The organism is Paenibacillus sp. JZ16, assembly GCF_015326965.1.
GTDB lineage: Bacteria > Bacillota > Bacilli > Paenibacillales > Paenibacillaceae > Paenibacillus_AQ.
The window spans coordinates 2,145,302-2,169,012 of sequence record NZ_CP017659.1; the positions used below are offsets into that span (position 1 = coordinate 2,145,302).

Annotated in this window: 30 protein-coding genes; 9 read left to right on the forward strand and 21 right to left on the reverse strand. The window is 47.5% G+C overall.

Annotation, left to right across the window (positions count from 1 at the left end):
• Position 1 precedes the first annotated feature (1 nt).
• The 4 genes from BJP58_RS09680 to BJP58_RS09695 all read right to left on the reverse strand — a co-directional run bounded on the left by BJP58_RS09680 (position 2) and on the right by BJP58_RS09695 (position 2,844).
• The gene (locus tag BJP58_RS09680) at positions 2-541 is read right to left on the reverse strand and encodes a YfiT family bacillithiol transferase (RefSeq protein WP_233355022.1); all 540 of its coding nucleotides are present in this window, start codon (positions 539-541) and stop codon (positions 2-4) included.
• Between the two features lie 84 nt (positions 542-625).
• Positions 626-976: an NUDIX domain-containing protein gene (locus BJP58_RS09685; protein ID WP_194543741.1), complete on the reverse strand. Its 351-nt coding sequence runs from the start codon at positions 974-976 to the stop codon at positions 626-628.
• A 172-nt stretch (positions 977-1,148) separates the two neighbouring features.
• On the reverse strand, positions 1,149-2,441 hold the full coding sequence (locus BJP58_RS09690) for a LamG-like jellyroll fold domain-containing protein (RefSeq protein WP_233355023.1): 1,293 nt from the start codon (positions 2,439-2,441) through the stop codon (positions 1,149-1,151).
• A 124-nt stretch (positions 2,442-2,565) separates the two neighbouring features.
• Positions 2,566-2,844 (reverse strand): hypothetical protein, encoded by a 279-nt coding sequence (locus BJP58_RS09695; protein ID WP_233355024.1) that lies wholly within the window; start codon positions 2,842-2,844, stop codon positions 2,566-2,568.
• A gap of 322 nt (positions 2,845-3,166) precedes the next feature.
• On the opposite strand from BJP58_RS09695, the gene BJP58_RS09700 reads away from it, so the two are divergent.
• The gene (locus BJP58_RS09700; protein ID WP_194543743.1) at positions 3,167-4,651 is read left to right on the forward strand and encodes an endonuclease/exonuclease/phosphatase family protein; all 1,485 of its coding nucleotides are present in this window, start codon (positions 3,167-3,169) and stop codon (positions 4,649-4,651) included.
• A 52-nt stretch (positions 4,652-4,703) separates the two neighbouring features.
• On the opposite strand, the gene BJP58_RS09705 is transcribed toward BJP58_RS09700, so the two are convergent.
• Both BJP58_RS09705 and BJP58_RS09710 read right to left on the reverse strand, forming a co-directional pair.
• Complete coding sequence (locus BJP58_RS09705; RefSeq protein ID WP_194543744.1) at positions 4,704-5,177, reverse strand: DinB family protein; 474 nt, start codon at positions 5,175-5,177, stop codon at positions 4,704-4,706.
• A gap of 40 nt (positions 5,178-5,217) precedes the next feature.
• The gene (locus tag BJP58_RS09710; RefSeq protein ID WP_194543745.1) at positions 5,218-5,895 is read right to left on the reverse strand and encodes a class I SAM-dependent methyltransferase; all 678 of its coding nucleotides are present in this window, start codon (positions 5,893-5,895) and stop codon (positions 5,218-5,220) included.
• Between the two features lie 363 nt (positions 5,896-6,258).
• Between BJP58_RS09710 and BJP58_RS09715 the strand changes: the two genes are divergently transcribed.
• Positions 6,259-7,467 (forward strand): S-layer homology domain-containing protein, encoded by a 1,209-nt coding sequence (locus tag BJP58_RS09715; RefSeq protein WP_194543746.1) that lies wholly within the window; start codon positions 6,259-6,261, stop codon positions 7,465-7,467.
• 73 nt (positions 7,468-7,540) lie between these two features.
• Here the strand turns inward: BJP58_RS09715 and BJP58_RS09720 are convergent, their stop codons facing one another.
• The 4 genes from BJP58_RS09720 to BJP58_RS09735 all read right to left on the reverse strand — a co-directional run bounded on the left by BJP58_RS09720 (position 7,541) and on the right by BJP58_RS09735 (position 9,508).
• Complete coding sequence (locus BJP58_RS09720) at positions 7,541-7,999, reverse strand: NUDIX domain-containing protein (RefSeq protein ID WP_194543747.1); 459 nt, start codon at positions 7,997-7,999, stop codon at positions 7,541-7,543.
• A 42-nt stretch (positions 8,000-8,041) separates the two neighbouring features.
• The gene (locus BJP58_RS09725; RefSeq protein WP_194543748.1) at positions 8,042-8,485 is read right to left on the reverse strand and encodes a GNAT family N-acetyltransferase; all 444 of its coding nucleotides are present in this window, start codon (positions 8,483-8,485) and stop codon (positions 8,042-8,044) included.
• 39 nt (positions 8,486-8,524) lie between these two features.
• Entirely contained in the window at positions 8,525-8,950 is a 426-nt protein-coding gene (locus BJP58_RS09730; RefSeq protein ID WP_194543749.1) for a GNAT family N-acetyltransferase, read from the reverse strand.
• 174 nt (positions 8,951-9,124) lie between these two features.
• The gene (locus BJP58_RS09735) at positions 9,125-9,508 is read right to left on the reverse strand and encodes a nuclear transport factor 2 family protein (protein ID WP_194543750.1); all 384 of its coding nucleotides are present in this window, start codon (positions 9,506-9,508) and stop codon (positions 9,125-9,127) included.
• Between the two features lie 129 nt (positions 9,509-9,637).
• On the opposite strand from BJP58_RS09735, the gene BJP58_RS09740 reads away from it, so the two are divergent.
• The gene (locus tag BJP58_RS09740) at positions 9,638-9,898 is read left to right on the forward strand and encodes a hypothetical protein (RefSeq protein ID WP_194543751.1); all 261 of its coding nucleotides are present in this window, start codon (positions 9,638-9,640) and stop codon (positions 9,896-9,898) included.
• Between the two features lie 144 nt (positions 9,899-10,042).
• Here the strand turns inward: BJP58_RS09740 and BJP58_RS09745 are convergent, their stop codons facing one another.
• The 5 genes from BJP58_RS09745 to BJP58_RS09765 all read right to left on the reverse strand — a co-directional run bounded on the left by BJP58_RS09745 (position 10,043) and on the right by BJP58_RS09765 (position 15,041).
• A complete protein-coding gene (locus BJP58_RS09745) occupies positions 10,043-10,585 on the reverse strand; it encodes an STAS/SEC14 domain-containing protein (protein WP_442953957.1) in 543 nt (180 codons plus the stop codon).
• Positions 10,586-10,663: 78 nt separating this feature from the next.
• Positions 10,664-11,353 carry a hypothetical protein gene (locus BJP58_RS09750; RefSeq protein WP_194543752.1) on the reverse strand — a complete coding sequence of 230 codons (690 nt, stop codon included), beginning with the start codon at positions 11,351-11,353 and terminating at the stop codon, positions 10,664-10,666.
• Positions 11,354-11,422: 69 nt separating this feature from the next.
• Positions 11,423-12,631 (reverse strand): WD40 repeat domain-containing protein, encoded by a 1,209-nt coding sequence (locus tag BJP58_RS09755; protein ID WP_194543753.1) that lies wholly within the window; start codon positions 12,629-12,631, stop codon positions 11,423-11,425.
• A 182-nt stretch (positions 12,632-12,813) separates the two neighbouring features.
• Complete coding sequence (locus BJP58_RS09760; RefSeq protein WP_194543754.1) at positions 12,814-14,349, reverse strand: sensor histidine kinase; 1,536 nt, start codon at positions 14,347-14,349, stop codon at positions 12,814-12,816.
• The gene (locus BJP58_RS09765) at positions 14,346-15,041 is read right to left on the reverse strand and encodes a response regulator transcription factor (protein ID WP_194544893.1); all 696 of its coding nucleotides are present in this window, start codon (positions 15,039-15,041) and stop codon (positions 14,346-14,348) included. The genes BJP58_RS09760 and BJP58_RS09765 overlap by 4 nt, the downstream gene beginning before the upstream one ends.
• A gap of 175 nt (positions 15,042-15,216) precedes the next feature.
• Between BJP58_RS09765 and BJP58_RS09770 the strand changes: the two genes are divergently transcribed.
• The 5 genes from BJP58_RS09770 to BJP58_RS09790 are packed head-to-tail and all read left to right on the forward strand — an operon-like array spanning position 15,217 to position 19,343.
• The gene (locus tag BJP58_RS09770) at positions 15,217-16,161 is read left to right on the forward strand and encodes an ABC transporter ATP-binding protein (protein WP_194543755.1); all 945 of its coding nucleotides are present in this window, start codon (positions 15,217-15,219) and stop codon (positions 16,159-16,161) included.
• A gap of 1 nt (position 16,162) precedes the next feature.
• Positions 16,163-16,897 (forward strand): ABC transporter permease, encoded by a 735-nt coding sequence (locus tag BJP58_RS09775; protein ID WP_194543756.1) that lies wholly within the window; start codon positions 16,163-16,165, stop codon positions 16,895-16,897.
• Positions 16,894-17,580 (forward strand): ABC transporter permease, encoded by a 687-nt coding sequence (locus BJP58_RS09780; protein WP_194543757.1) that lies wholly within the window; start codon positions 16,894-16,896, stop codon positions 17,578-17,580. The genes BJP58_RS09775 and BJP58_RS09780 overlap by 4 nt, the downstream gene beginning before the upstream one ends.
• 51 nt (positions 17,581-17,631) lie before the next feature.
• On the forward strand, positions 17,632-18,738 hold the full coding sequence (locus BJP58_RS09785; protein WP_194543758.1) for a sensor histidine kinase: 1,107 nt from the start codon (positions 17,632-17,634) through the stop codon (positions 18,736-18,738).
• The gene (locus tag BJP58_RS09790) at positions 18,735-19,343 is read left to right on the forward strand and encodes a response regulator transcription factor (RefSeq protein ID WP_071219863.1); all 609 of its coding nucleotides are present in this window, start codon (positions 18,735-18,737) and stop codon (positions 19,341-19,343) included. Before BJP58_RS09785 ends, BJP58_RS09790 begins: the two co-directional genes overlap by 4 nt.
• Here the strand turns inward: BJP58_RS09790 and BJP58_RS09795 are convergent.
• The 5 genes from BJP58_RS09795 to BJP58_RS09815 form a co-directional block, all read right to left on the reverse strand.
• Positions 19,315-19,701, reverse strand: a complete 387-nt coding sequence (locus tag BJP58_RS09795) for a histidine phosphatase family protein (protein ID WP_194543759.1) — start codon at positions 19,699-19,701, stop codon at positions 19,315-19,317. The two genes, BJP58_RS09790 and BJP58_RS09795, sit on opposite strands and share 29 nt — an antisense overlap.
• Before the next feature lie 75 nt (positions 19,702-19,776).
• On the reverse strand, positions 19,777-20,658 hold the full coding sequence (locus BJP58_RS09800) for a class I SAM-dependent methyltransferase (protein ID WP_194544894.1): 882 nt from the start codon (positions 20,656-20,658) through the stop codon (positions 19,777-19,779).
• Positions 20,659-20,663: 5 nt separating this feature from the next.
• Entirely contained in the window at positions 20,664-21,215 is a 552-nt protein-coding gene (locus tag BJP58_RS09805) for a GrpB family protein (RefSeq protein ID WP_194543760.1), read from the reverse strand.
• Between the two features lie 43 nt (positions 21,216-21,258).
• Complete coding sequence (locus BJP58_RS09810; protein WP_194543761.1) at positions 21,259-21,738, reverse strand: NUDIX hydrolase; 480 nt, start codon at positions 21,736-21,738, stop codon at positions 21,259-21,261.
• Between the two features lie 48 nt (positions 21,739-21,786).
• Positions 21,787-22,527, reverse strand: coding sequence for an SDR family NAD(P)-dependent oxidoreductase (locus BJP58_RS09815; RefSeq protein ID WP_194543762.1), 741 nt, complete (start codon positions 22,525-22,527; stop codon positions 21,787-21,789).
• Positions 22,528-22,668: 141 nt separating this feature from the next.
• Between BJP58_RS09815 and BJP58_RS09820 the strand changes: the two genes are divergently transcribed.
• Positions 22,669-23,172 (forward strand): VOC family protein, encoded by a 504-nt coding sequence (locus BJP58_RS09820; protein WP_194543763.1) that lies wholly within the window; start codon positions 22,669-22,671, stop codon positions 23,170-23,172.
• Positions 23,173-23,205: 33 nt separating this feature from the next.
• On the opposite strand, the gene BJP58_RS09825 is transcribed toward BJP58_RS09820, so the two are convergent.
• Entirely contained in the window at positions 23,206-23,673 is a 468-nt protein-coding gene (locus BJP58_RS09825) for a GNAT family N-acetyltransferase (RefSeq protein ID WP_194543764.1), read from the reverse strand.
• Positions 23,674-23,711: the final 38 nt, after the last annotated feature.

Below are 23,711 nucleotides of genomic sequence, written 5' to 3' on the forward strand. Positions count from 1 at the left end.
CTCACTCCTTATGTAACTTCGCGTTTTCACGGTTCAATATGGATGTTATCTGCGCGATATGATGCTGGTTGTGCCACACGAATCGCTGCAGCGCGATATCCAGTGTAATGCTGCCGAGCACTTGAGTTCTCATGGTTCTTTTGAAATCCTCAGGCTGTAAGTCCTTAAGCAGTATAAGAAAACGAAAATGAAGTGTTTCGAGAAGCGTAAGCGAGTTCTCAATGGGAACCTCCGTGTAATCACTCAGTTCAGCCCATAAATCCTCCCGGTACGAGTTTGCCACCGGTTCCTCCTCGGTCAATGCACGTTTAAATCGCAAGTATGCGTTCATGTCGTTATCAGCCAGATGGTGCACGATTTGCTGAATGCTCCAGCCCTCTTCACGATAAGGCATAAGCAGCTGAGAAAGGGGGCATTTCATTATGATTTGCCGGAGCGTCGGTACGATTGAAGGTATCTGTTGTATAAACCTCTGCCTCTCCTCCAATGTCGGCTCCACCTTCGGTTCAAAGGAACCCAGGGGAAAACGGATGCTGGCCACTTCCTTACCTCCTCGATACATCATCGTATCCTTCCCATACGAAAGAACTGTGTTCCACAGCAAAAAATAATACGAAATTATCCGCTAAGCATTATGAATATGCGATGACCCCGAAGTTAGAAGCAAAGAAGGATGAAACAATTCAAGCGAGTGCTGCACGCCATTATTGAGATTCTCAACGATCTGTCTCATGACTTCGACATCCCTGATCTTCATGCTGTGATCAGCTAAGATGTCAGGCAGTGTGACCCACCGGGCATCCTTAATCTCGCCTGCTCCCAAATGAAGCGAGCCTCCCACCACTTTTCCGGTAAAATGAAACATGATCACAGGGTGATTCAAGCTGCTTATGAATGGATACACGCCTGTAGTGCCTGTCAAATGCACATCATATCCTGTCTCTTCCTTCACTTCTCTTATAGCCGCCTCGAACATAGCTTCCCCAGGCTCGATGCGCCCTCCCGGGAAGTTCCAGGTATGGTCTTAAATAAACAAAACCCACCTTTGGCGTTAACCATGAGGAGGGTTCTTGGATGAAATATCAACTGCTTAACATCATTCTACCGTTAACGGACATAACGCGCAATCGCGCGACGTTGTTACAACTTCAACTCAAATGACTCCCCTTCTCGCGCATAATGATCCAAGCTTGTCCATAAGGATCCATAAAATCCAGAAACCATGCGAAGCCTTCGTCCCGAATTTGCTCAATTCTCGCACCAGCGGCAGATAAAGTAGAGCTCAGTTCTACGATATCCCGATTGGTTTTGAATATAAATGATGCCTCTTGTCCAGACTCCAGCTCCCTTGCTTTCACGCATTCCAATATCAAATTCGGGCTGTTGTACAACGTTAACATATAGAAGCCTTCTTCCTGCATCAATATGTTGAATCCTAAATTTCGGGTATACCAGTCAGCCGCTGCATCAATGGTATCTTTTGTAAAGACCATACGGATGTCGTCCAATCCCTCAAGAACCGGAATGGGCTCCTCCGCAGGCTCCACATGCGGCATTGGGGCAGGCTTATAACCACCTTCAAGATAGAGGGCTTCGATCTCACGGTCCTGCATGGCACGATTATAGATTCGCAGGTCGTCGATACGCCCTTGGAAAAAGAAATACGGTTCATCGGTTGATTTTCTACCTACATACATCGGTTCTTTATTATAGGGTGTAAAACTGCCTGTACGCTCAGCAACGAGACGGCCATTGACAACCATTCGGTAACGGGATTTCTCATAGGTTATAACCACATGATACCAGTGCTCCTTCACGATCTTGGTGTTCATCGATAGATCCGGTTCTCTAAGGAAACCATGGAACGTAATATACTCATCCTTCGTGCTAAGCTGCATCGCCCGGTTCTGGTGATGGCCATCTTGCGAGACAATCGCGCTATGCCATCCACGGAGGATCTTGTGTGCATCATAATAACACCATACGGATACTGAAAAAGCATCATTCACAAGAATGGGCGGTTGATCGATCCGGACATAATGACTTCCGCCATCCAACACTAAAGCCCCGCCCTTCCGGCCAAAGCGGTCTTCGCCATAATTCCCGCCTTCTAGTCGCCCATGATGTCCCTCCCCGCTGGTATCTCTCACATTGCCGTCGAACAAATACTCAAGCACGAGTCCTTTTCGTAAATCGATGTTATGGACTGTCCTGCCAAAAAGCTCATCGATCGTGACCCCGAATACATCTGCCAGTATCGGAATCAGTATAATATCCGGGCAAGATTGTCCATTCTCCCATTTACTTACGGCTTGATAGCTGACACCGAGTCTGTTAGCCAATAGCTCCTGTGTGATGCCGAGCTGTTTTCGCAGCCTGCCAATATTGTTACCAATCACGCCGTTTGCCTGATTCATCAATCCAGACACCACGCTTTCCATGAGATGCCTCTACTATACACAACAACCTCACGAAAAAACATAACGCGGAAGTAGAGTAAGCTAACATGCACTCAACCTCTGGTTGAGTGCATGCTTTGTCCATCTTCACGTGAGATTAAGGGTCTTAGATCGTAACAATCGCATGATCAATATATCCTTCTTTCCGCGTAGCCCCCTCAAGCCACGAGATAAGCCCTATTTGGCTAACGTAGATTTCGTTTTGCACCACTATATAAGGAAACGGCACCCCCTCGGAATCACCCTGCGCTCTTAGCGCATTCTCGGATGAGATGATACTCTTCACCTGAGACTCGGTGAGGTTCAAGAATTCGGCCGTTTGTTCAAGAGTCATTAATGGGCTTTCCGTTTGCATCGAATAGGCTTCATCCGTTACAGCTGGCACAGACTTTACACCCTCAGTCCTCTGAAGTATAAAACTTGCCATTACGATGGATATCCCGATAATCAAAGAGCAGATCAATGCGCTATAATTCAATGGCTTCAAACCATATCACCTCGAATCCTAAATGGTATATTCCGGATATACTCATCCATTTCCTCCACGATTACCCAAAAGGAAAGCAAAAACCTAAAATATTGTAAATACGCAGCCAACTAAAAATAAGATATGATATGGGCAAATCAGGAAGGGAGGACAGGATACATCTACTTAACGTCCACTTTAGAAGGAATCAATTCTTGCACATGACAAAGGAGGAACTTTAATGAGAATCCCCAAAATCACCAGCCTGTTCATGATGCTAACATTTCTGACGACGGCGTCGCTCTCCCCTTCCGGCGAGTTGGGGAGTACCGCGGAAGCAACGCCTGGGCCTTTGCGTGTTATGAGCTTCAACCTGCGTTATGCCGCCAATGACAATCAACCTTGGGAGAAACGCCGCCCTGTCACCAAGAATCTCATCCTGGAGCATAAACCGGACGTCATCGGAACGCAGGAAGGGCTTCACCGGCAAATCCTCGATCTGGAGAATGATCTGCCGGGATATGGTCGGATTGGAGTCGGACGTGAAGGCGGGAGCTTAGGCGAGTATATGGCGATCTTTTATAATACGGAACGACTGAAGCCATTGGAACAGTCTCACTTCTGGCTGTCCGATACGCCCCAGACGATCAGCTCCGCCAGCTGGGGGAACCAGATTCCGCGGATGGCAACCTGGGTTCGCTTCCAGGATCTTCAGAACGGCAAAACCTTTTATATGGTCAACACGCATCTGGATCACCAATCCGAGGTTTCCCGGCAGAAGAGCGCCGAACTCATTGTCGACAAAATGAAGGCTTTTGCCTCGGATATCCCCGTTGTCGTAACCGGCGATTTCAATACCCGGCCGGGAAGCGATACGTATTCAATTTTTACAAGCAACGGGATGTCGGATGGACATGTCACCGCCAAGAAACGCACCAACGATGACCTGGGAACCTTTCATAATTACAAGGACCCTACGGGCGGCGGCAGCGGAAACCGGATCGACTGGATTCTGCACAGCCAGGGCTGGAATGTCTTGCACAGCGAGATTATTAATTACAATGAAGTCGGCCAATACCCTAGCGATCATTATCCCGTCATGATGGAAGGTACCCTGCAAAGATCCAATAAAACCACCGAAGAAACGGTACCTAAGCTGCCCTTAACCACCGCCCTGCACATCACCGAGGTGGTCGCTAACTCGAACGAGCAAGGAAATTACAATTATGTGGAGATTTACAACCCCACGGATCGGGAAATCGACCTGGAAGGATATCAAATCTACTACTATTACGACCCTGCTCTTCCATTCGACAAATCCAAGTCCAACCGCTGGACCATTACGAAGGATCGCTACAGCACGGACACCATCATCCGTCCTAATGAAACCAAGGTGATCTGGATCAAGAAGCAGCCTTGCTGTTACGACCTGAGCATGGAGCAGTTCCTTGCCAACTATAATGCTGATGGCGAAGATTTCTCACCGTCTCAACTGCTGGCCGTCTTCACGCCGGGCAACAATCAGGGCCTGAACGGAACCTCCACCAGCGGACGCTCTTTGGGCATTTCAGCGCCATCCGGCACGCATCTTATCGGCGTACAGTTCAATAACGGGCAACTGGATGCCGGGGTTAATGAATCGATCACGTATCGAGAGCCCGAGCCGCTGACGAGCATGATGCAGAAAAAAGAAACCCACCAGGTCCCTTCTCCAGGTCAACCGTAAAATAAAAGTCCCCCTTGATCGCTGGATACCCCAGCTAAGGGGGACTTGCTTATTAGATCGATGTAGCTTTATATTGAACCGCCAAACACTGCTTCGCGATATAAAAAATTTGACCCATATGCTCCGAATAATGCGTGGCGCATTGATGCAGTATGTCGAGATTGCTTCGTTCTTTACCGCGTACCTGTTGAACCTGTTCAAAGTCCGCACTCGACATGGATTTTACCGTATCGATCAGGAACTGAAACCGATTCTTTACAATCTGAATCAGATCATCCCGGCTGACAAAAACCTGCGTCAGCTCTTCCTCCCGGTTTCGCGTGATGTCTTTGTGCAGAATCCCTTTCATGACCCGCTCTTGAATGTTGCCTTCGATGTGCCTGATCAACGTCGAAATGCTCAGACTGGAATGGTTGGGCCGCCAATTGACTTGCTCATCGTTTAACTGCACCAGCACTTTTAAGGTACGGCTGCGGATGTTTTCAAATTTGTCCTCCAGCCACTTCCGGTTGAACTCATGATCCATAACGCAACACTCCTTTTTCGGTATGATAAACGACTTGACGTCACTTCTTCATGGCTTTCCAGATGTATTTGTGTTCACGGACTCCAAGCTGCCCGTCGATCTGATTCTCCCGTATCTTGGCCTCGAGTTCACCCTTCATTTCCGGCAAAGTGAAATCGGGATTACCCGGCACATCCGACAGAAACAATGCAAATTCGCGGGCATTCGGGAAGTAAGTAATCGCTTCATTATACTCCTCAATCTCGACATTCATGTAGCCATTCTCCGACAATCGCCTTCGTACGGCAGTCACATCATTATGTATGCCGATAATAGTGCCGCCTGAAGCTAATATCCTGGGATGTTCGAGGATCGAGGTGGGCCCTCTGCGGTCATAGATGAGATCAAACTGAGCGTCTTGAAAGGGCAACTCGGTCTTCGTTGTGGCAAACACAAATTCCACATTACCGATTCCGCTGCTTTCGAGTAAGGATTGGGAGATTCGGATCATCTCCGCGGAGTTGTCAAAACCAATGATGTTCTTAGCATGTCTGGACATCCGGAGCGTGAACTCGCCATGCCCGCAGCCTGCATCCAGCACCGATTGAAACTGCGGCAGCATCTCCACTAACCGCTCCTCAAACACCTCTTCCGCCGACCGGCCGACGACGGTACACACCGCTCTTCCTTTGTAGCCGCCATTTCTTCGTGCGATCATGTCATACCAGTCTATTCCCATACATACCTCCTCCGTCATAGGCTGCATTGCATCCACTATCCAAGATAGCCGAAATCTGTTATTACATGGTCATGAAAGAAGCCAATAGGCACCAATTTAACCGCTATATATCTAATGACTTAAAATATTACCATTTTGTTCCGTAATGTCAACGGTTACATTGAAAAAAATCCGTCAAAATCATACCTTTCATGGTCGATATTCCGATATTCTTCTCCTCATCCGATACGTTCAAACAGAAGTGTGCGCAGGCCAACTCCTTATTGCTATGTATATACTCATAAAAACATTGCTCCTGTCATAATTTGTCGTCTACAATGAAGGAATATTAATCCAATACATAGATACATACAGGAGGATTTCATGTTTCTAAAAAGGTGGCGTCGATTATTATCTTTTACCCTCATTCTATCGTTGTGCATGACATCCATGGCAAGCGCGGCGGAAACCAGTCAAAACAAATATGCCTGGGCCAATGGATCCGTTGATTTCCTGAGATCCCATGGAGTCTTTGAGAATATGGAGTATAAGACAAAAACTTTAGGCAGGATGGTAACCAAGTCCGATCTCACGCTCATGGTTCATCGGCTGTTTACCGATTTACGGGTCGAAAGCGATAAGAACCTCAAGATACCCGGGGTCCCAAATGGACATCCCTCCTACCAGATGTTTAAAGATGTATACGGCAGCATACCGTCGGCGCCGAGCGGATTAATTGCCGCCGCCGACAAAATCAATTATCATGACGAAACCTTCAAGTTTATACCGGAGAAGGTGTTAACACGCTGGGACTTATTGATTACGCTGAATGCGCTGTTCGATGATATTGGATATTCTGTGGAGGTGTTGGAAAGTGAGGAGATTGCCAGGCTGCGGGAGATCAAAGATCTTCCCAAAAGGTATTTCAATTCCTACAACCAATACGAAAAATGGAAGTACGCCTATCAACCATTGGCACCCGAAATCGGATTGATGCAAGACAAAAAATGGGGGCCTTCCTTAGCCTCCGATCTCGATTACGTTAAAGCTTATGCGCTGCTCGGCTTTGCCGAGGCCGGCATCATGAAACCTGACGCGAAAGGGCATTTTCGTCCGAATCAAAAGGTAACGTTAGCCGAAACCGCGGTCATCCTGCATCGCATATACGATTATTATGATGGCAGCGACTATGTCCGAGAACCATCGGCAGATGATCTCATCCCGAATGGCACTAGAAACTTTATCTATGCGGGATCTCCGTCTGGACACGGAGAAAGTCCGGTTGCTGACTTTGCTTTAGTAAATCCCGATTCCGTACCGGAATTCTATCTGGCCGTGAAGGCTTCAGAGAAAATCGACTTGCAGATCAACATGAACGGGGAGCCATCCTTTTATACTTACGAACAATTAAGCAACCCTAAGCAGCCTGTTCGAATTGCTTTGAATGGCGCATCCTATGCTGAGTTCATTCCCATTATCCGAAGCAAGGGCCAGAAAGCCACCGATGACAATAATAACATTAAGGTTATGTATTATTATTCTGATACATTCCAGGACTTTACCCAATTATTGGGGTATGAAGCCGATCTCTAGATAGGCTACTAAAAGGGAGTGCACAACTGTCACAAACAGTAGGCACTCCTTTTTTATCGTATGCAAGACAGATTCATGTTCTTAAAATGTGTGCCTTCCCGCTTTGCAGATCCTCAAATACCGGTCTTTGCACAGAGCTGATATCCTCTAGATCAATCTCATGCAATGCCTTGAATTCCAACTGCAACGACTCGTTGTTGACATCATGATGATTAAGTATTCTGCCCTGCTCCTCCGTCTTCCCTTCCAAATCCACCGTCGCGTTAAAAATAAACATGACAAACACGACCTCGTTTCCGTCCGGGTATCGATACTGCATTCTGGGTCCGCTATAAACACCATAGAGTTCATGATCGCGGACGACCAGCCCCGTTTCTTCGAGCACTTCCCGTCTCATCGTCTCTTCCACGGATTCTCCGGCTTCCATACCGCCACCGGGAAGTCCCCAATTGCCGTAATCCGAGCGTCTCTGAAGCAATATTCGCCCATGATGATCCCGGATGATGGCGCCGCCAGTCACTACGATTTTCATATCAGCATCATCCTCTCCGCATACTTGTAGGCTGAGGTTTTTTTACAGCATCAGCTTTGCTACGGACTCACCCTCCGACCACGGCATGACGCCGATCTCCTCAAAACCCGCTTTGACATAAAGCTGCCTGGCCTGTTCGTTCTTCGGATCAAAGCTTATCATAAGGACATCCGTCCGGTCAGGTTTGTTTCGGATTTCTTCAATTATGTCTCGCAAAGCCGCTTTACCGTAACCCTTCCCTTGAAAATTACCGTCGATCATCAAACGGTAAATCCAGTAGTTCCCGTCATCGGAGTCCAAGCCATATAACGCGAATCCGACCATCGTCTCTTCCTTATAAATGGCCATTGCTTCAAAATGTTCAAGAAATTGAGACTGGGCAATCGAATACAGATTGGAGGCGATAAAGCCTTCTTGCCCCGGCTTCGCTTTCAGTTTAATACATTCGGTCCAATTATCCTTATCAATGGGCTGCAATCTAATCATATCAAGCTCCTTTGGATGGTTGTTGGTTTTAATACATGCCTACACCAAATGCTTTATCAAATAATAATGCTGATGCCCTCTTGGGGCATCGTCGATACGTGCAATCTCTTGAAATCCATGCTTTTGATAGAACAGTGGCGCTTGAAAGCTGAACGTATTGAGCTTGATGAAGGTGCATTTCTTTTCCCTGGCTATCTTCTCGATCTCCTGTAACAATCTTGAACCGTAGCCCCGCCCCCGGGATCGATCCTCCACCCATAGAATATCGACCTCAATCCAATTCCAGCAAAACACGCTATTGATCCCGCCTGCGATATCACCATTCTCATTCTTTATATGTAAGTTGATCTCCTCGTAATTCTGCTGCAAATCTTCTGCAATATGCTGTGCATTATATTGAATCAGGTTCGTCCGTACCGCAAGCGCTTCTTCCGGACTGCTTCGTTTGATGTTGATTTCTGACACTCGCTCACTCCCTTTTCTCAGTACACTAAACCAAATAATACCATGTGGAGGAACCCTATTTCCGGGATTAAACAACTATAGATAAACTCTTCCTGCCTTCCGACCAATACAAGAGGTGGTGCTAATACAGTTTGGAATGATCAACTCAGGTGCACCTGAGTTCCAACTGCTCAATCAACTATGATCCTCTATCACTGCTACCTTATCGTCTCTAAACGCAAATACGGACTTTCCCTTCAGATGAATCTTCTCGCCGGCCTTCATACCGTTGGGGAGATCTTTAGCAAGAATACCCTCGTAGTCGATCGCAACCTGAGTCTTGTCATCTTCGAACGAATAACCAATGATCGTCTGACAACGATAGGAGAATAACGACTTGGACTGTTCGGCGATCTCTCGAAATTCCTCGATTCCTTTGGTCTCCACGTCGATCGATCCGCTTGATATGTTTCTGAACTCGATCTTCTCATGCAGAAGAGCAATCATCCCCTCGATATCAAAAGAATTATAGGCTCTCACATACTCATTAATCATGTCCTTCATTTTCATAGAATTCACACCACATCTCCCCTTCCGTCAGTTTGGGTTGCAACCACGATCTTAAAAAACTCCGCCTTTACTGTGCACACTTCATAGCAGATTATCATTTAATATACTGACTCTACTATAGTAAAAGAGGTGATTCAAATGGGTCGTGTCCGTGCTGTTCCAGAGCCGGATTTAGTATTAATCAGCTGGGCAAGAAACCCTCTCGTTGCGGGTTCCCCGCGCAGAATCGTTGCTGCTCGTGTCATTGGCAATGCTTCTCCTTGCCGAGCTGATTTGACGCCGAATGCATTGCTAAGAACTGCCTTAGCCTGTTTGCTTGATCATGATGTAGGTTTCAAAATCGTATTCCGCCAAAGAACATCCAGCATTAGCGGTTACCTGTTATTACAGCGTAATTAATGGATTTTAGAAGGAGCGGCGATCATGCTGCTTCTTTTTTTTAGCTGTTAGAAGCTTGCAAGCAAGCCAATTTCGCTACAACGTAAAGCTGTGAGCATAAGAAAAAAACCAGTTGCTATAGAGCAACTGGTTCAACATAAATTTTTAACTTGGATAGTTGTTTAACCAATGGAGTGCTTGTTCATAATCATCAAAAAATTTAACGGATTCTTTGGTGTTGGATTGCTGCAGGTAATTCATGATCTCCCCTTCTTCAAGAAGAAACGCAATGGCCTTGCTTTGATTCAGGATAGTGTCATTAAAGAACTTTTCTTTCCATACTTTTTGAACGGAGAAGTGGTTTGGAGTATATCCTTTTCTATCCACCAACAATTTGTATTTCAGTCCCTTACCAATAAACTGCTGACATGAATTTTCAAAACCATTAAACCATTCAATAACATCATCCGTGTTTATCTTCCCTATCAGATGAGTAACAATTAAATCCCCATTAACAACCGTACTGATATTCTTTTCATTCAAAGTGGAATCATCTCCCTTAGTTTCTATTATGCGTAAAATTCCTATAAAATCAAAGTAAAACCAAAACTCATTCTTACATATACTGGAAGTTTGGATTGCCCAGGAAATATCAATGCGCGTGATAGCTTTTCGAAATAAAAAAAGCTCACAGGGCATTCCTTTCACCCTGCAAGCTTCCTCGTACTAACCTCTATTCACCTTTTTCATATCTAAGCCATATCTTTATCTCTTTTATCTCTATATTTATTTCAATTGGGCAACACTTACAGCAACCTTCTCCAGCTGTGCTCTACTTAAGGAATGCTCCGGTGAGCTGATTGTCACAAAACGATCATCGATCTGAAAGCCCAGCATGTCCGTATCATCCGGTGTATACCATTTCGCTTTAACCCCATTGGACAATGTAACCGATTTGCTGTCATATCCATGAGAATAGTCTCTTGGGGAGATATATACCGTCATGTGTTTGAATAACATGTTAACGCCATCTTCCGATGCGCCTGTCTTTTGGTACACATCGCCTTTTACCATCTGAGTTGGAGCATACGGCGTTTGAAAACCATCAAATTTGGCGAATGCGCTTTTGATTTCTTTTCGCTCGGCATCACTGTATTTCACGTTGGTCAGCTCGGTCGTCTGACCGTTTCCAGGATTACTTCCGATCAGCACCAGGTTATTCTTCGAATCGTACTGCACGGGTACATCCAGCACATCGGCCATCGCGCGAACCGGCAGGTATGTCGTATTCTGATACGTGATCGGAGTCAATGTTTTGCCTGTGTTATATACGACTCCATCCACTTTGATACCGATGCTGTGATTGAGGTAAGCCGAGATTTTCTCCAGGTTGGCTCCCGCATAGACACCTGCTGCTCCCGTTAACGTCATTCCCAGCACGGCAACCGCCACGATTGATTTTTTCAACGGTTTCATTTCATCCATTCCCCTCGTTGTCTCACCAACCTTCCAAGTCGATGAGTCATAGTATGAAGCTCGATATCTTTATTTAAAATCGATGACATACGTCGCAATCAACGCTTCTTTATCGTCAATCGTAATTCCTAGTCTTTTTCCAGATGGACTCCAAGTCAGCGGGTAGACCGGATGGGCCGCAGGATGCACCGCCGAATAATAGGGCGCCATCCAGCTTACTTTTCCTGAAGCCGTATCAAATACATACACTCCGTTCATCCCGCTTTCATTCTCCGAATATACATCAAAAGCTAGTCTGGCAGAATCCGGCGACCAAGACGGGTAAGAAATCAGATTTCCTTTTCCGATAAGGGATCCTTGCAGGCTGCCGGCTGCGTCATAGATCAGTAAATTGCTGCCTGAGTTCCCTTCCGTGTTGGTCGCTGTGGAGACGGCAATGTACTCTCCATCCGGCGAGATGGTGAAGCTCCATACATTTTCAATAAGCTGTACCGGCTTCGATTGCCCCGGTTCAACGACCTTCAGCACCTGGTTTACATCGATATAATAGATCCGGCCTTTACTCGCCCCGAACTGGTTGTAGACTTCAACATCCTCATCCTCAATAGCTATGGTAGTATAAGAGCCGTCCGTTGAAATGAGACGAATATCGCCTTTGCCGCTCATGGAGCCTGCTGCAAGAACATAGGTGTCTGTATCCAGCCACCCTCCGATCTCCATGTAATTGTCGCCCTTAACCGGTATGCTCCTGCCTGTACTAAGATCCTTCAGGAAATTATCAGCCTTATACTTATCCCTCCATTTCTGAATAAAACTATATTTACCGTCCGGCGAGATTTCTTCTTTGACAAGATGTTCGCCTGGATGCGACTCTTCATGATTCGTGAGCTCACGCCGCTCACCTGTACTTACGTTCACTGCTTCGGAGGAATAAGCATATTGCGGTTCTTCCGTTTCGGTCGCTTCCTTGATCAGCTTGGTTGTAAGCACCTTGACCTCATTCTCCGACAGCCATGTCTCAATGTTCGACGAGGCGATCCGGTGCGTCTGATTCACAACCACTTCCTGACTGGATGGACCACTCGCTCCTTCTACAACCGTAAGTTTGCGCTCTCCTGATGCCGTCTCTCCAGCATTCGATACAGGGGGCTGGCCGGTTTGATTGTTGCCTGGCTCCGCGATCGTCAGCCGATCCTGGGATTGGCAAGCCGTCAGGGCTGCAGCAATAACAACAGCAGACATCAACTTGAACCCATACTTCCCTACTCTGTTTCTCATAACAGGTTCCTCCCAATGGCATATCCCCCAAGGCGCTTCGGCAGCAGCACAGAATGTATCTTGGCATGCCGCCTCTTTCCCTGTTGAACTCAGTATAGAATGTGAATATCTCGATACGATATCGAGCTTGTAACGAACTTGTAAACAAACAGGTACCCTTGAAAAAAAAGAAAGTCCAGACCTTATTCCAAGTCTGAACTTTCTTCTGTCGAAATAACCTCTGAGGATTGTGGCCGATTCATCGGCAGGGCAATCACAAACGTAGAACCGCCGGGACCCGATTCCGCAAGCTGAACGGAGCCGTGCTGTTTCTCTGCCAGATTGCGTACCAGGGATAACCCTAGTCCCGTTCCTCCGTGAACCCTGGAACGGTCGCTGCTCACCGTATAAAACGGATCAAAGATCCGTTCTCTGGCATCATCCGGAATTCCGATACCGGTATCGCTTACCTTAATGATCATACGATCTTGGCCATTAGGATCCTGCTTCACTTCATTCGAGAGCGTAACCGTCCCTCCGGGCTTATTGTATTTAATTCCGTTATCCAGCAGATTCAGTACCATATGCATCAGATTCTCCGGATCAGCCCACACCTTACCATCCGTTAAAGATGATCGAATCGTAATGTCCGATTGCTCTGCCTTGACCTCTAACCGGGCTGCCGCCTCTTCCAGAATCGGCATGAGATCTACGTGTTCCGCATGGGTTTCGAATTCATAAATATCCATGGACGATAACTGAAGCGCCTTTTCTACCAGGCGGTATAGACGCTGTGCTTCCTTGCCGATCTGTCCTCTGGCTTCCTCCAGCAGGGCGGGATCATCGCGATACATTTCAAGCAGATCCGCATAAGCCAATATGGAGGTCAGCGGCGTTTTCAACTCATGGCTGATATTCCCGATAAACTGCTTCTGCTGCTGTTCCAGCTCTTGCAGTCTTTCGATGGCATCCAGCAGCTTCTGCTTCTCCTCCGTGAGCTGGCTCACCGATGAGGAAATTCGCCCGCTCATTTCATATATGCCTTGCGCTAGCTCGCCGAGCTCATCGTTTCGCTTCACCGTCGGCTCGCTAAGGTAGACGCCTTCACCGATCCTCTGCGCAGCCTGGTTCAGCCTGCCGATGACATGCACCTGCCGCCAAACATACAGAAACCCGATCAGGAAGCCGGCGGCCAGCACCGCAAGGCCCGTCACGATAAACAAGTTCTGGATCCTGTCATAGAAAGCGTGCTGCTCAGCCAGGGAGGCGTGGAATTGAATCGTTCCGATCGGCTCCTCCATATGCCGAAGCGGAGCAAGATAGAGCAGCTGGTCACCCTCGGTTATATAGGCGGAACGTCCTTGCGCCGTATGTGCAAGCGCGTCTTGTACATCCATCTTCGGCTGGAAAGGAAGGGAAGTCCCCGTGAATGTACCATCCAGCTTATATAGCGTCACCGGCATGCCGCTCTGGGTTCCAAGATCGACGGCCAGCCGTTGACCGACATTTTCCATAAATTCATCCGGCTTCATCTCAGGATTCGTCAGTAATTCCTGATGAATTCTAAGATTGGCTGCTTCGGCCTTCTGTGCGAAGGATTGCTCCAGACGCACCCGCTGATCCTCCCGTATCCCGGCAAGAACCAACGTGCTTAGAACAACCACAACGGCGATCAGCAGCAAAGCGAGAAGCAGCGCGACTTTCCACTTTAAGCCGAAACGCACCTTTCCCTTGTTCATGAGGGAATCTCCGTGCTTTTATATCCAATCCCATAAACGGTCTGGATCACTTCATGCTGGTTCCCCAGCTTCTTGCGCAATCGCTGGACGTGAATATCTACCGTACGCGTACCGCCGGCAAAATCCATATCCCATACCTGTTCTAGCAAAGCCTCTCGCGAATATACCCGCTCCGGATTCCGTGCCAGGAGAGCCATCAGGTCAAACTCCTTCGGCGTAAGCTCAAGGGGCTTGCCTTCGGCGTGAATGGTGCGATTTAACAGATTAATGGTAAGCCCGGAGATCCGGATGACATGCTGTTCGGGGGCTTGGTTCCCGGCAGCCTCGGGAGTACGGCTTCTTCGGGACAATGCCTTTACCCTGGCGATGATCTCCCGCATGTCAAAGGGCTTTGTCATATAATCATCGGCACCAAGCTCCAGCCCGAGCACCTTATCCACAATATCGTCCTTCACCGTCAACAGCAGAATGGCCGGGCGCTGCCGGTCCCCGAGCTTGCGACAGACATCGTACCCGCTAAGCTTCGGCATCATGACATCGAGCACCATCACGTCGGGATCAAACGATTCCACACGCTCCAGCGCTTCCTGCCCATCCCCTGCCGTCTCCACCGTATGTCCTTCCCTCCGCAGCGCATAGGCAACTGCACTTGAGATACTGATCTCATCATCTACTACAAGTACCTTGGTCATCGCAGATACGACTCCTTTATTGGCCGATTCAACATGTACTAATTCCATGATGGTAACGTATCCGGCATCATATTTCAACATGCGGTTCCCTGCCGATTTCATTACAATTGTAACTATGAACGCTTTCTCCCGGTTGCCATAATAAAGCTAAACACTCAAGCTAAGGAGGATTCGGATGACAATCGCTACCATGAACCATATCATTAAGCGCTATGGGCATCAGCTTGTCCTGGACCATGTCCATTTAGAAATCAGGCAAGGCGAAATACTCGGTCTTCTTGGTCCGAATGGTGCAGGTAAAACCACATTGATCCATGCGTTATCCGGCTTAATCGGCATCGATTCCGGTAGCATCGAGCTGTTTGGTGAACGGCTAAGCGGCCCTATGCTGGAGGTCAAACGGAAAATTGGACTGGTCACGCAGGATATCACCGTTTTTGAGGATTTAACCGCCCAAGAGAATCTCGCCTTTTTTGGCGGAATATATGGGTTAAGAGGTGCAGAATTGAGAAGGCAAATCACGGAAACGCTCCAATTCGTCGGATTAACGGATCAAGCCCATAAACGCCCTTCCAAATTCTCCGGGGGAATGAAGCGGAGACTGAATATCGCCTGCTCTATTATTCACAGGCCCAGGCTCCTGATCATGGACGAACCTACGGTTGGAATCGACCCCCAATCCAGAAATCACATCCTGGAATCGGTACGCGAACTGCAAAAAAGGGGGACGACCATTCTCTATACCACCCATTACATGGAAGAGGTGCAGTCCCTCGCATCTCGCGTCGTGATTATGGATCAAGGCCACGTCATCGCGCAGGGGACGATTGATGAGTTGGTAAAGAACATCCACCATGAAGAGAAGATCAAGCTGGAAGTCGTGGAGTTGACGGAGGATCTGATCGATAACATCAAACAACTGGATGGAGTCAAGCACGTGGTTTTGAATGGAACGCAAATTCAGATCATATCACGGGCAGGTGCAGGAAATCTGGATCGTATCCTGTCGTTGGCCAAAAGCGCGGGCGGCGTCCTATCCATCCATGCGGAGAAACCTACGCTTGAAGACGTATTCCTTACGCTTACCGGTAAGCAACTACGTGACACGGAGGGAACTTAACATGCTTGTGTTCAGAATGACGTACTTCTCCTTGCTTCGCCTGATACGAGAACCCATCGGGCAGCTGCTTCTTGTGGGCCTGCCGCTGGTCGTCATTACCGTGCTGGGTGTCGTTATTGGACCCTATGAAGGCATGAAGGGTGTTCCTCCGCTGGACTTGACGGTCGTTACGACCATTATGGGCGTTCAGTTTTTTGGCGGCACGTATTTGATGAGTTATTTGGATATCGATTTACTTAAAACCCGCAAATGGAGAATCTATTCGCTCCCTATTAACGTAGCGGTTTATTCAAGCTCTCTTATTCTTGCCTGCACACTCTTCAGTACTTTGCAAGGATTGGTCTTGGTGCTATTCACAACTTGGGTGTTCGGGATCGCGTGGGGATCGCTTGGCTGGGTATTGCTGGTATTTATTATTTATTCCTTATTTGCACAGTCCGTACATCTGCTGCTGACATTATCCATCCATAACGTAAAATTGGCTGAAAGAGTATCTGAAGTCCTCGGAATCGGCTTCATCATCTTGACCGGACTCATGTTTCCTCTTCCAGATCATCGTTTCTTTGAGTTCATGTCGTCTTATGGGAATCCGGTATCCCTCGGAAAGATGGCCATCCTAGAGATGTTTATCGATGGCGGGCAAGGGAAAGCGTACCTTAGCATCTTATTGCTGTTAGCCTTAACCGTGATATGCATGATGATCAGCGCATGGCTTGGGAGGAGGAAGCTCGCTTGACGATATTTAACTTCGCGCTCATTCGGAGCGTCCGCAGCTTGCCCAATCTTATCTTGCTGTTAGGCCTTCCCGCAGCCGTCGTTGTCCTCCCGGTGGGCGGTTGGCATGGCTTACCGCTAGGGTATCACTTCTACGGAATCCTGCTGTTATTCGCTGCCTCCAAACTCGTTCATATGATCATGGAGGATCGGAAGAATAAAATTCTGACCCGAATCGGCGTTGCACCTGTGACCCACTTCAAGTATTTATCGCAGAATCTGCTCGCTTTCGCTCTGCTGCTTGTAGGACAAAGTGCCGTGATCACGTGCAGCGCCTGGTTGATGCATGCCGATGTTTTTGGCAGTCTGATTCAACTCTTCAGCATTTTGAGTATGTTCTCGGTCACCGCGATTAGCTTCTCTCTCGCTTGGTCTTCCATGTTCCGCCAGCCTGAATCTTCTACAGCCGTTATGCTGGGAATCATCTTGATCATGGCGGTGCTCGGAGGAACCTTATTTCCCATTCAGGCTATGCCTGCATCCCTGCAGAAAATCGCCATGGTATCCCCTACCTATTGGTTCCATGAGGGAATCATGCTTGCTAAGAACGGAGGCTTGTTCGCGGAACAGCTCACTCCGCTCGGGATCCTGCTGTTGTTTGCGATCGCTTTTATGCTGATTGGCAGCCGAAAGAAACTGGCTTGAAAAATATGTTACGATATGGGGAAAAGAGAACGTATGCCATGGGAGGTTTTCATGAGAAGCTATACCGATTCGTGGTCCCCGAGCATAGCCGTCGTGATTTGGAGAATACTTGCCCTGCTGCTTCTGGCCGCTCTTTGGTTTATGGGAGATGCCGGGACCGAAGGATTCATCCTGGTCTTCGCCTTAGCGATCCTGGCGTTAGCCCGATGGCGGTTTCCCCTTCCTTCATGGACAACACTGGTCGACCAGCTTCTATGCATATCCATCATTCCATTCTGGCCGGAGGCCGGCTTCGGACTGGCTCTGCCGCTATTTGAAACCATGCTTGCCGGTACACCGCTATTTTCCCTGCCCATCCTGGCAGTGCTTGTCATCTGCTATGTCGATCCGGACCTCCCGCTTCTTCTCATGCTCGTTCAAGCTTCATTTGCGGGATGGATCGTTTTATGTTGGTCCAAACAAACCCATCAGTATCGATTGGAGGCAGATCAGGAGCGTCGCGATCGCTACGAACTGGAAATATTGAAGGGTGAGCTGCTTATGGCCAATGTGCAAACGGCTCAGCTTGCAGAGCTCAGAGAGCGTCATCGAATCTCCCAGAAGCTGCACGATGAGGTTGGCCATGAATTAACAGCCGCGTTGTTAGCCTTTCAAGCTTTTGAAACATTATGGAGGGAGAATGACCCGCAAGCGGAAGATATGTTTGCCCAAGCCCAGATGCGTTTGTCGAGCAGCGCCCTGGAGCTGCGGGAAACGGTCCATAATATGCAGCCTGTCCAAGCGACCGGCATTCGGAGCCTGGAGGGGATCTGCCGTAATTTCAAAGCGATGCCTGTCCAGCTGCAAATTTATGGAGATACATCTCGTATAGCCGCCCATCTGTGGGTCATCCTGAATGCTAGTCTCAAGGAAGCCTTGACCAATGCGGTGCGTCATTCCAAAGCCAAACACGTTGAAGTATCGTTGGACGTCAATGAACATATCGTGCGGTTAAGCGTCCAAAATGACGGCGTTTTGGATTCCTCCTCGCTGCCTGGAACCGGACTCCGCAACCTAAGGCAAAGAGCCCAGGCGGCAGGCGGGAGCATCTCCATCAATACATCCGGCGGCTTTCAATTGGTCTGCGTATTACCTATGGGAAAGGGGGGCATTCGATGAACATTCTCATTGTGGATGACGATCCATTGGTATGTCAGAGTCTCCGGCTGCTTCTATCCAGAGAACCGGATATGGAAGTAACGGCCACTGCGAATGACGGCGCTGCAGCCATTCAATGCTGTGAAGAGGTCCTGCCGGACATCGTCCTCATGGATATTCGGATGCCTGGTATGGACGGAATCCAAGCGGCGAGGCAAATCAAGCAAAAATGGCCCCAGGTGCAGATTATGATGCTGACCACATTTCAAGATGAGCATAGTATCCGCCTGGCGCTGCTAGCCGGAGCCGAGGGGTACATGCTGAAATCAACGCAGGTCTCCAGTATGGCACAACAGCTGCGTGCTTTGGCTTCCGGTACTTCCGTTGTGGATGCCAATGTGCTGAAGACCTTGATGCTGCCCGAAAAAGAGAATCGTGCCGACCTTACCCCGCGGGAAAACGATATTCTCGAGCTGGTTGCCTTAGGCTGCTCGAATCGAGAAATTGCCGAGCAATTGTTTATCAGCGAAGGAACCGTGCGCAATACCCTCTCGATCATACTGGATAAATTGGAGCTTCGAGACAGAACCCAGTTGGCTATCTATTATTGGAGAAGATCGTTGTAGTCCTATTCTTTTTCGTTTCGATCCAATCAATGATATGCCCAGCTCGCTTCCGTGTCTCGCTTCGCCGCTCCGCTTGCGAGCGGTGAGACAGATACCAAGCCAAGCGCCCCATCACCAACCACATGTGGTAATGAAGCTTTAGATTTCCCAAAGAATGAATCGATTGAACCTCAATCTCTCTTAAACGATTCGTTGTGATGATAGGGCCTGGATATATCGTTTCTGCCGTCTGAATGGCCCTTAGCAAATCACTGGATATGCAGACATTCCACTCCGAATAATCATAGTCCAGGTCGGATTGTTCAATTTCAGCGTTGTTGTAAGCTTCCACCCAAGCATTGAACTGATCGGAACTCATCCATTTCCTATCCAATATATGTATAACTTTAAAATGTCTTACCAATCCAATTTTCATAGGGCTCCTTAAGCAAGTTTATTCTCGACCAACCGTTCCATAAGAGATCTTCATATTCGGTGCATAAGTCAACCACGAGTCGCTATTAAACACCTGGAACAACTTGAGTTCAGCGGCATATTGGGCTTGGGCTTCTTCCACTGATAAACCTCTCTGTACCATCTGCTCCACTACCTTAACCGGATCTTCCAGTTCCTGCCCAATGCCTTCTTCCTTCAAGGACTGAAAAAGCCGAACCTTCTCAGCAGCATCCATATTCTGATCTAAAAAATTCACTTTATCACTGACTCGGCATTCCACATTCCGTAATCCCAGCTGACTTAGAAGAATAGGGAGCCTCATGCCGATATTTCCGTCTTTCCCGCTATCTTTGGCACTCGCTTCATACAATTTCTGTAATATGCCTAGACGGACGACTTCAGACTGCTGGATTCCATCGAAGCCATAATTAGCCGTATTAGCAATCCAATGAGGCTCAAAACAAATGACTCGTCCGCCGTCCAGTACACTATTCATCATTTTCTGAAGAATCTCCCGAGGGCTTGCCATATGTAATAAAAATGCATGGCAGATCGCAACGTCATACTGACGTTCCACAAACATATCCTCAAGATCTCCTTGAATGAATTCAGTAGAATAGGGCAGCTTATCAAACACTTCTCTTGCTTCCTTAATCAAATCCTTGCCTTTATCTATCCCTGTATAGGTTGAACCTTCGGGTAATAACGGGAGAAGCTTTAATCCTAGATACCCATAACCACAACCGTAATCCACAATGTTAATGGGAGTATTCATTTTCCAGACATTCTTAACAAGAAACTCCAGATAATCATTGTTATAATATAACCCTCTTGTATTCCTCAGGTATTCGATTGTGGAATCCCAGTAATATTCGGACATCATCTTTAATTCCTTTCCGCATCAAGTTCCTCGACTAAATCTGTATCCTGCCTTGCCTTCCGGATCACTTCACGAATGAAATCAGCCTTGCCGCTGGTATAGGCCACGCGGTCATGTTTAAACTGGCTTTCCAGAACTTTTTTTAAGGAATAATACTGATCCCGTGTGTCCGGATGGTTCTTTAAATACTCTCTGAACAAAATCTGGTCGTTCCACTGTTGGCCTTGATACTTGTAAACATGAAGATGATGTGTCCCCGCCCGCCATTGGCCTCTTCGAAAGAAAAGCCGCTCCGGGAACTCCGGTTTAAACACATATTCATACCCGATTCTGGCCAGATTCTCTATGTATTGTTCATTTTCATTTACTAACGTTAAACTCAAAACACCAGCCATCATATCAATGGTCGGTTTCGATCCTAAACCCTTAATTGCCGTACTCCCGATATGTTCGATGTGTACGTCGAGTCCCTTCAGAGCCAACCTAATTTTATTTTGTTCCCGTTCAAACTCATTCTTCCAGTCCGGATTGTACGGGGTGACAATGACTTCTTCCATGCGAATATTCCTTTCAATCCATTATCAGACCATTTCGTAGTTCTTAGATATTCCGTCTCAACTTAATTTCAAACTCCGGCTTCGTCATATATTCCATATAGACGACCTCTCGATTAAAATCCAAATAAGCCTGAAATCGCGTACGAATGGCCGGGGCCGTAATCAATTGAAGCACTTCATCCTTAGGGATCCAACGACTGTCCGTCGTTTCGTCCGAGATCCCCAGCTCGCCGCCCGTAGGCTTACACGCAAAATCCATCATCACTTTCGTTGGAACCACGGCAACTCCGCTGTGTCCCGGATAGGTTGATGTATTGGAATAGACTCCGATCAGGTGGGAAACGATGGTATCCATGCCGCTCTCCTCTTTGATTTCTCTTATCAACGCCTCCATCAGATTCTCTCCGGCTTCCACCTGCCCACCTGGAAAAACCCAGCCGCTGCGCCCCTTCACCAATAGAATCTCATCGCGTTCATTCTCAACTATGCCGCCGACAGCGACGATATGTGTTGGCATCAACATGATAACAGCCTCCGATAGATAAGATATACTTCAGCTTTCACAGGTCGCTTAGATTTCGTCATAATTCACAACACTTCCGGTTGCAAAATCCTTGTCGATGATACGTAACAGATGCGCCCCGATTTCCTCTGTAGATAGAAGCTGCCCTGACTCATACGCATGGGCGAAGGCTTTGGCCATTTCAAACTCCTGCTCATTTTTCCCTCTGGCCATTCTTTGCATATCCGTATCTACCATACCTGGATTAACCGCAATGATCTCTACCGGGTTTGGCCTGTTCCTTTGCTCGCTCCCTACACTTTGCGTAAACATATTGATTCCGGCCTTGACCGAACAATAGACACTCATCGTAGGTGCTGGGTATATGCCAGAGCCTGAAGAGATGTTGATGATTTTCTTCCGAATGGACAACCCCTCCGTTTTCTTGATGAAGCCGGATGTCAGAATCATGGGGGAAACCAGACTGATTTGCACATTCATATGTATATCTCTTGCATCACATTGTTCAATGGCTTTCAGTGGTTCAAGCATGGACGTATTATTGATAAGGCAGATCCTATCCGCGTGAACGGGATCCATCTCGTCAAACACCCTATCCACAAGCTCCTCCAGCCCCAACGTATCGCTCAGATTATATACATAGTGTCTGTATTTTGGATAGCTGCTCAATCTCTCGGACGTTCCTCTCGCGATTCCATGCACTTCATGGCCCTTCTCTAGGAGCATATAAGCCAGTTGCTCGCCGATTCCCCTTGAGGTTCCCGTAATGATGAATTGACTTCCACTCATTGTTTTAACCCTCCGTTATCCTAAAAAGTTATCTTCGTACTATAATTCCAGGAATATATCGCAATTGGAAAGAAATCGTGTTAAGAAGGATATGGTACGATTGCATTACATTCTATTACCTGTGATGAAGGAGTTGGGATTATGATGAATAGAGTCCAAAAGATTTCGCCAAACCTGTGGTTTGATCACCAAGCCGAGGAAGCCGCCCAGCATTACGTCTCTATTTTTAAAAATTCACAGATCGAGCGTATTACGCGCTACGGTGCAGAAAAAAATGACAACCATACATTTGCCGAAGGTGCGATAATGACTGTGGAATTCCTGCTGGAAGGCCAACATTTTGTTGCCCTAAATGGCGGTCCGCATTTTACCTTCAATGAAGCCATTTCATTTATTGTGCATTGCGAAACCCAAGAAGAATTGGACTATTATTGGGAGAAGCTGTCTGAGGGCGGCGACGAGAAAGCCCAAGTATGCGGTTGGCTGAAGGACAAGTTCGGTGTATCGTGGCAGATCGTCCTTGCTAACTTAAGCGAAATGATAACTGACTCCGATCCGGCAAAATCCGAACGCGTCATGAAGGCTTTACTCCAGACGAAATCAAAAATCGATATGCAGACATTACAGCAAGCCTACGAGGGGTAGGAAGGCTGCCTTCACGGCGGTCTTTTTTTTACTCTATAGGATCGATGCATGGCAGCCGTGATTACATCCCAACCCAAGTTCATGCGTGATCCGTACATCACCCTTCACTTCTTTAAAACCCAGCTTCTTATAAAAATCAGCCGCTTTGGGGTTGTCCGTTCTTAACACGAGTTTACTGTAATGACTGCTCGCCTTCTGAATTACCGCTTCGACCAGCCTTCTCCCGGCACCATAATGCCGAAATTCCTTTAACACATACAATCTGCGGATCCTGCCTATGCTTCCGTCGGAATACGGATCACGATTCAACCCGCAAATGCCGATGACCCTATGACCAACTCGACATTCAAACAAGGCTTCATCTTCATGCTGAAACCTATTGCTGCCCTCATTATAATCATTCACAAGCCTATGGATATTCCTGAACCCTTCTCTCTTGCTTTCAGTCAAGAGCTCGGCTATGTCTATTGCACCCAGGTCATCAACTTCTTGAACGATCATGTCTATCCCCCTGAATCATTCGACTATTACTCAAAAAA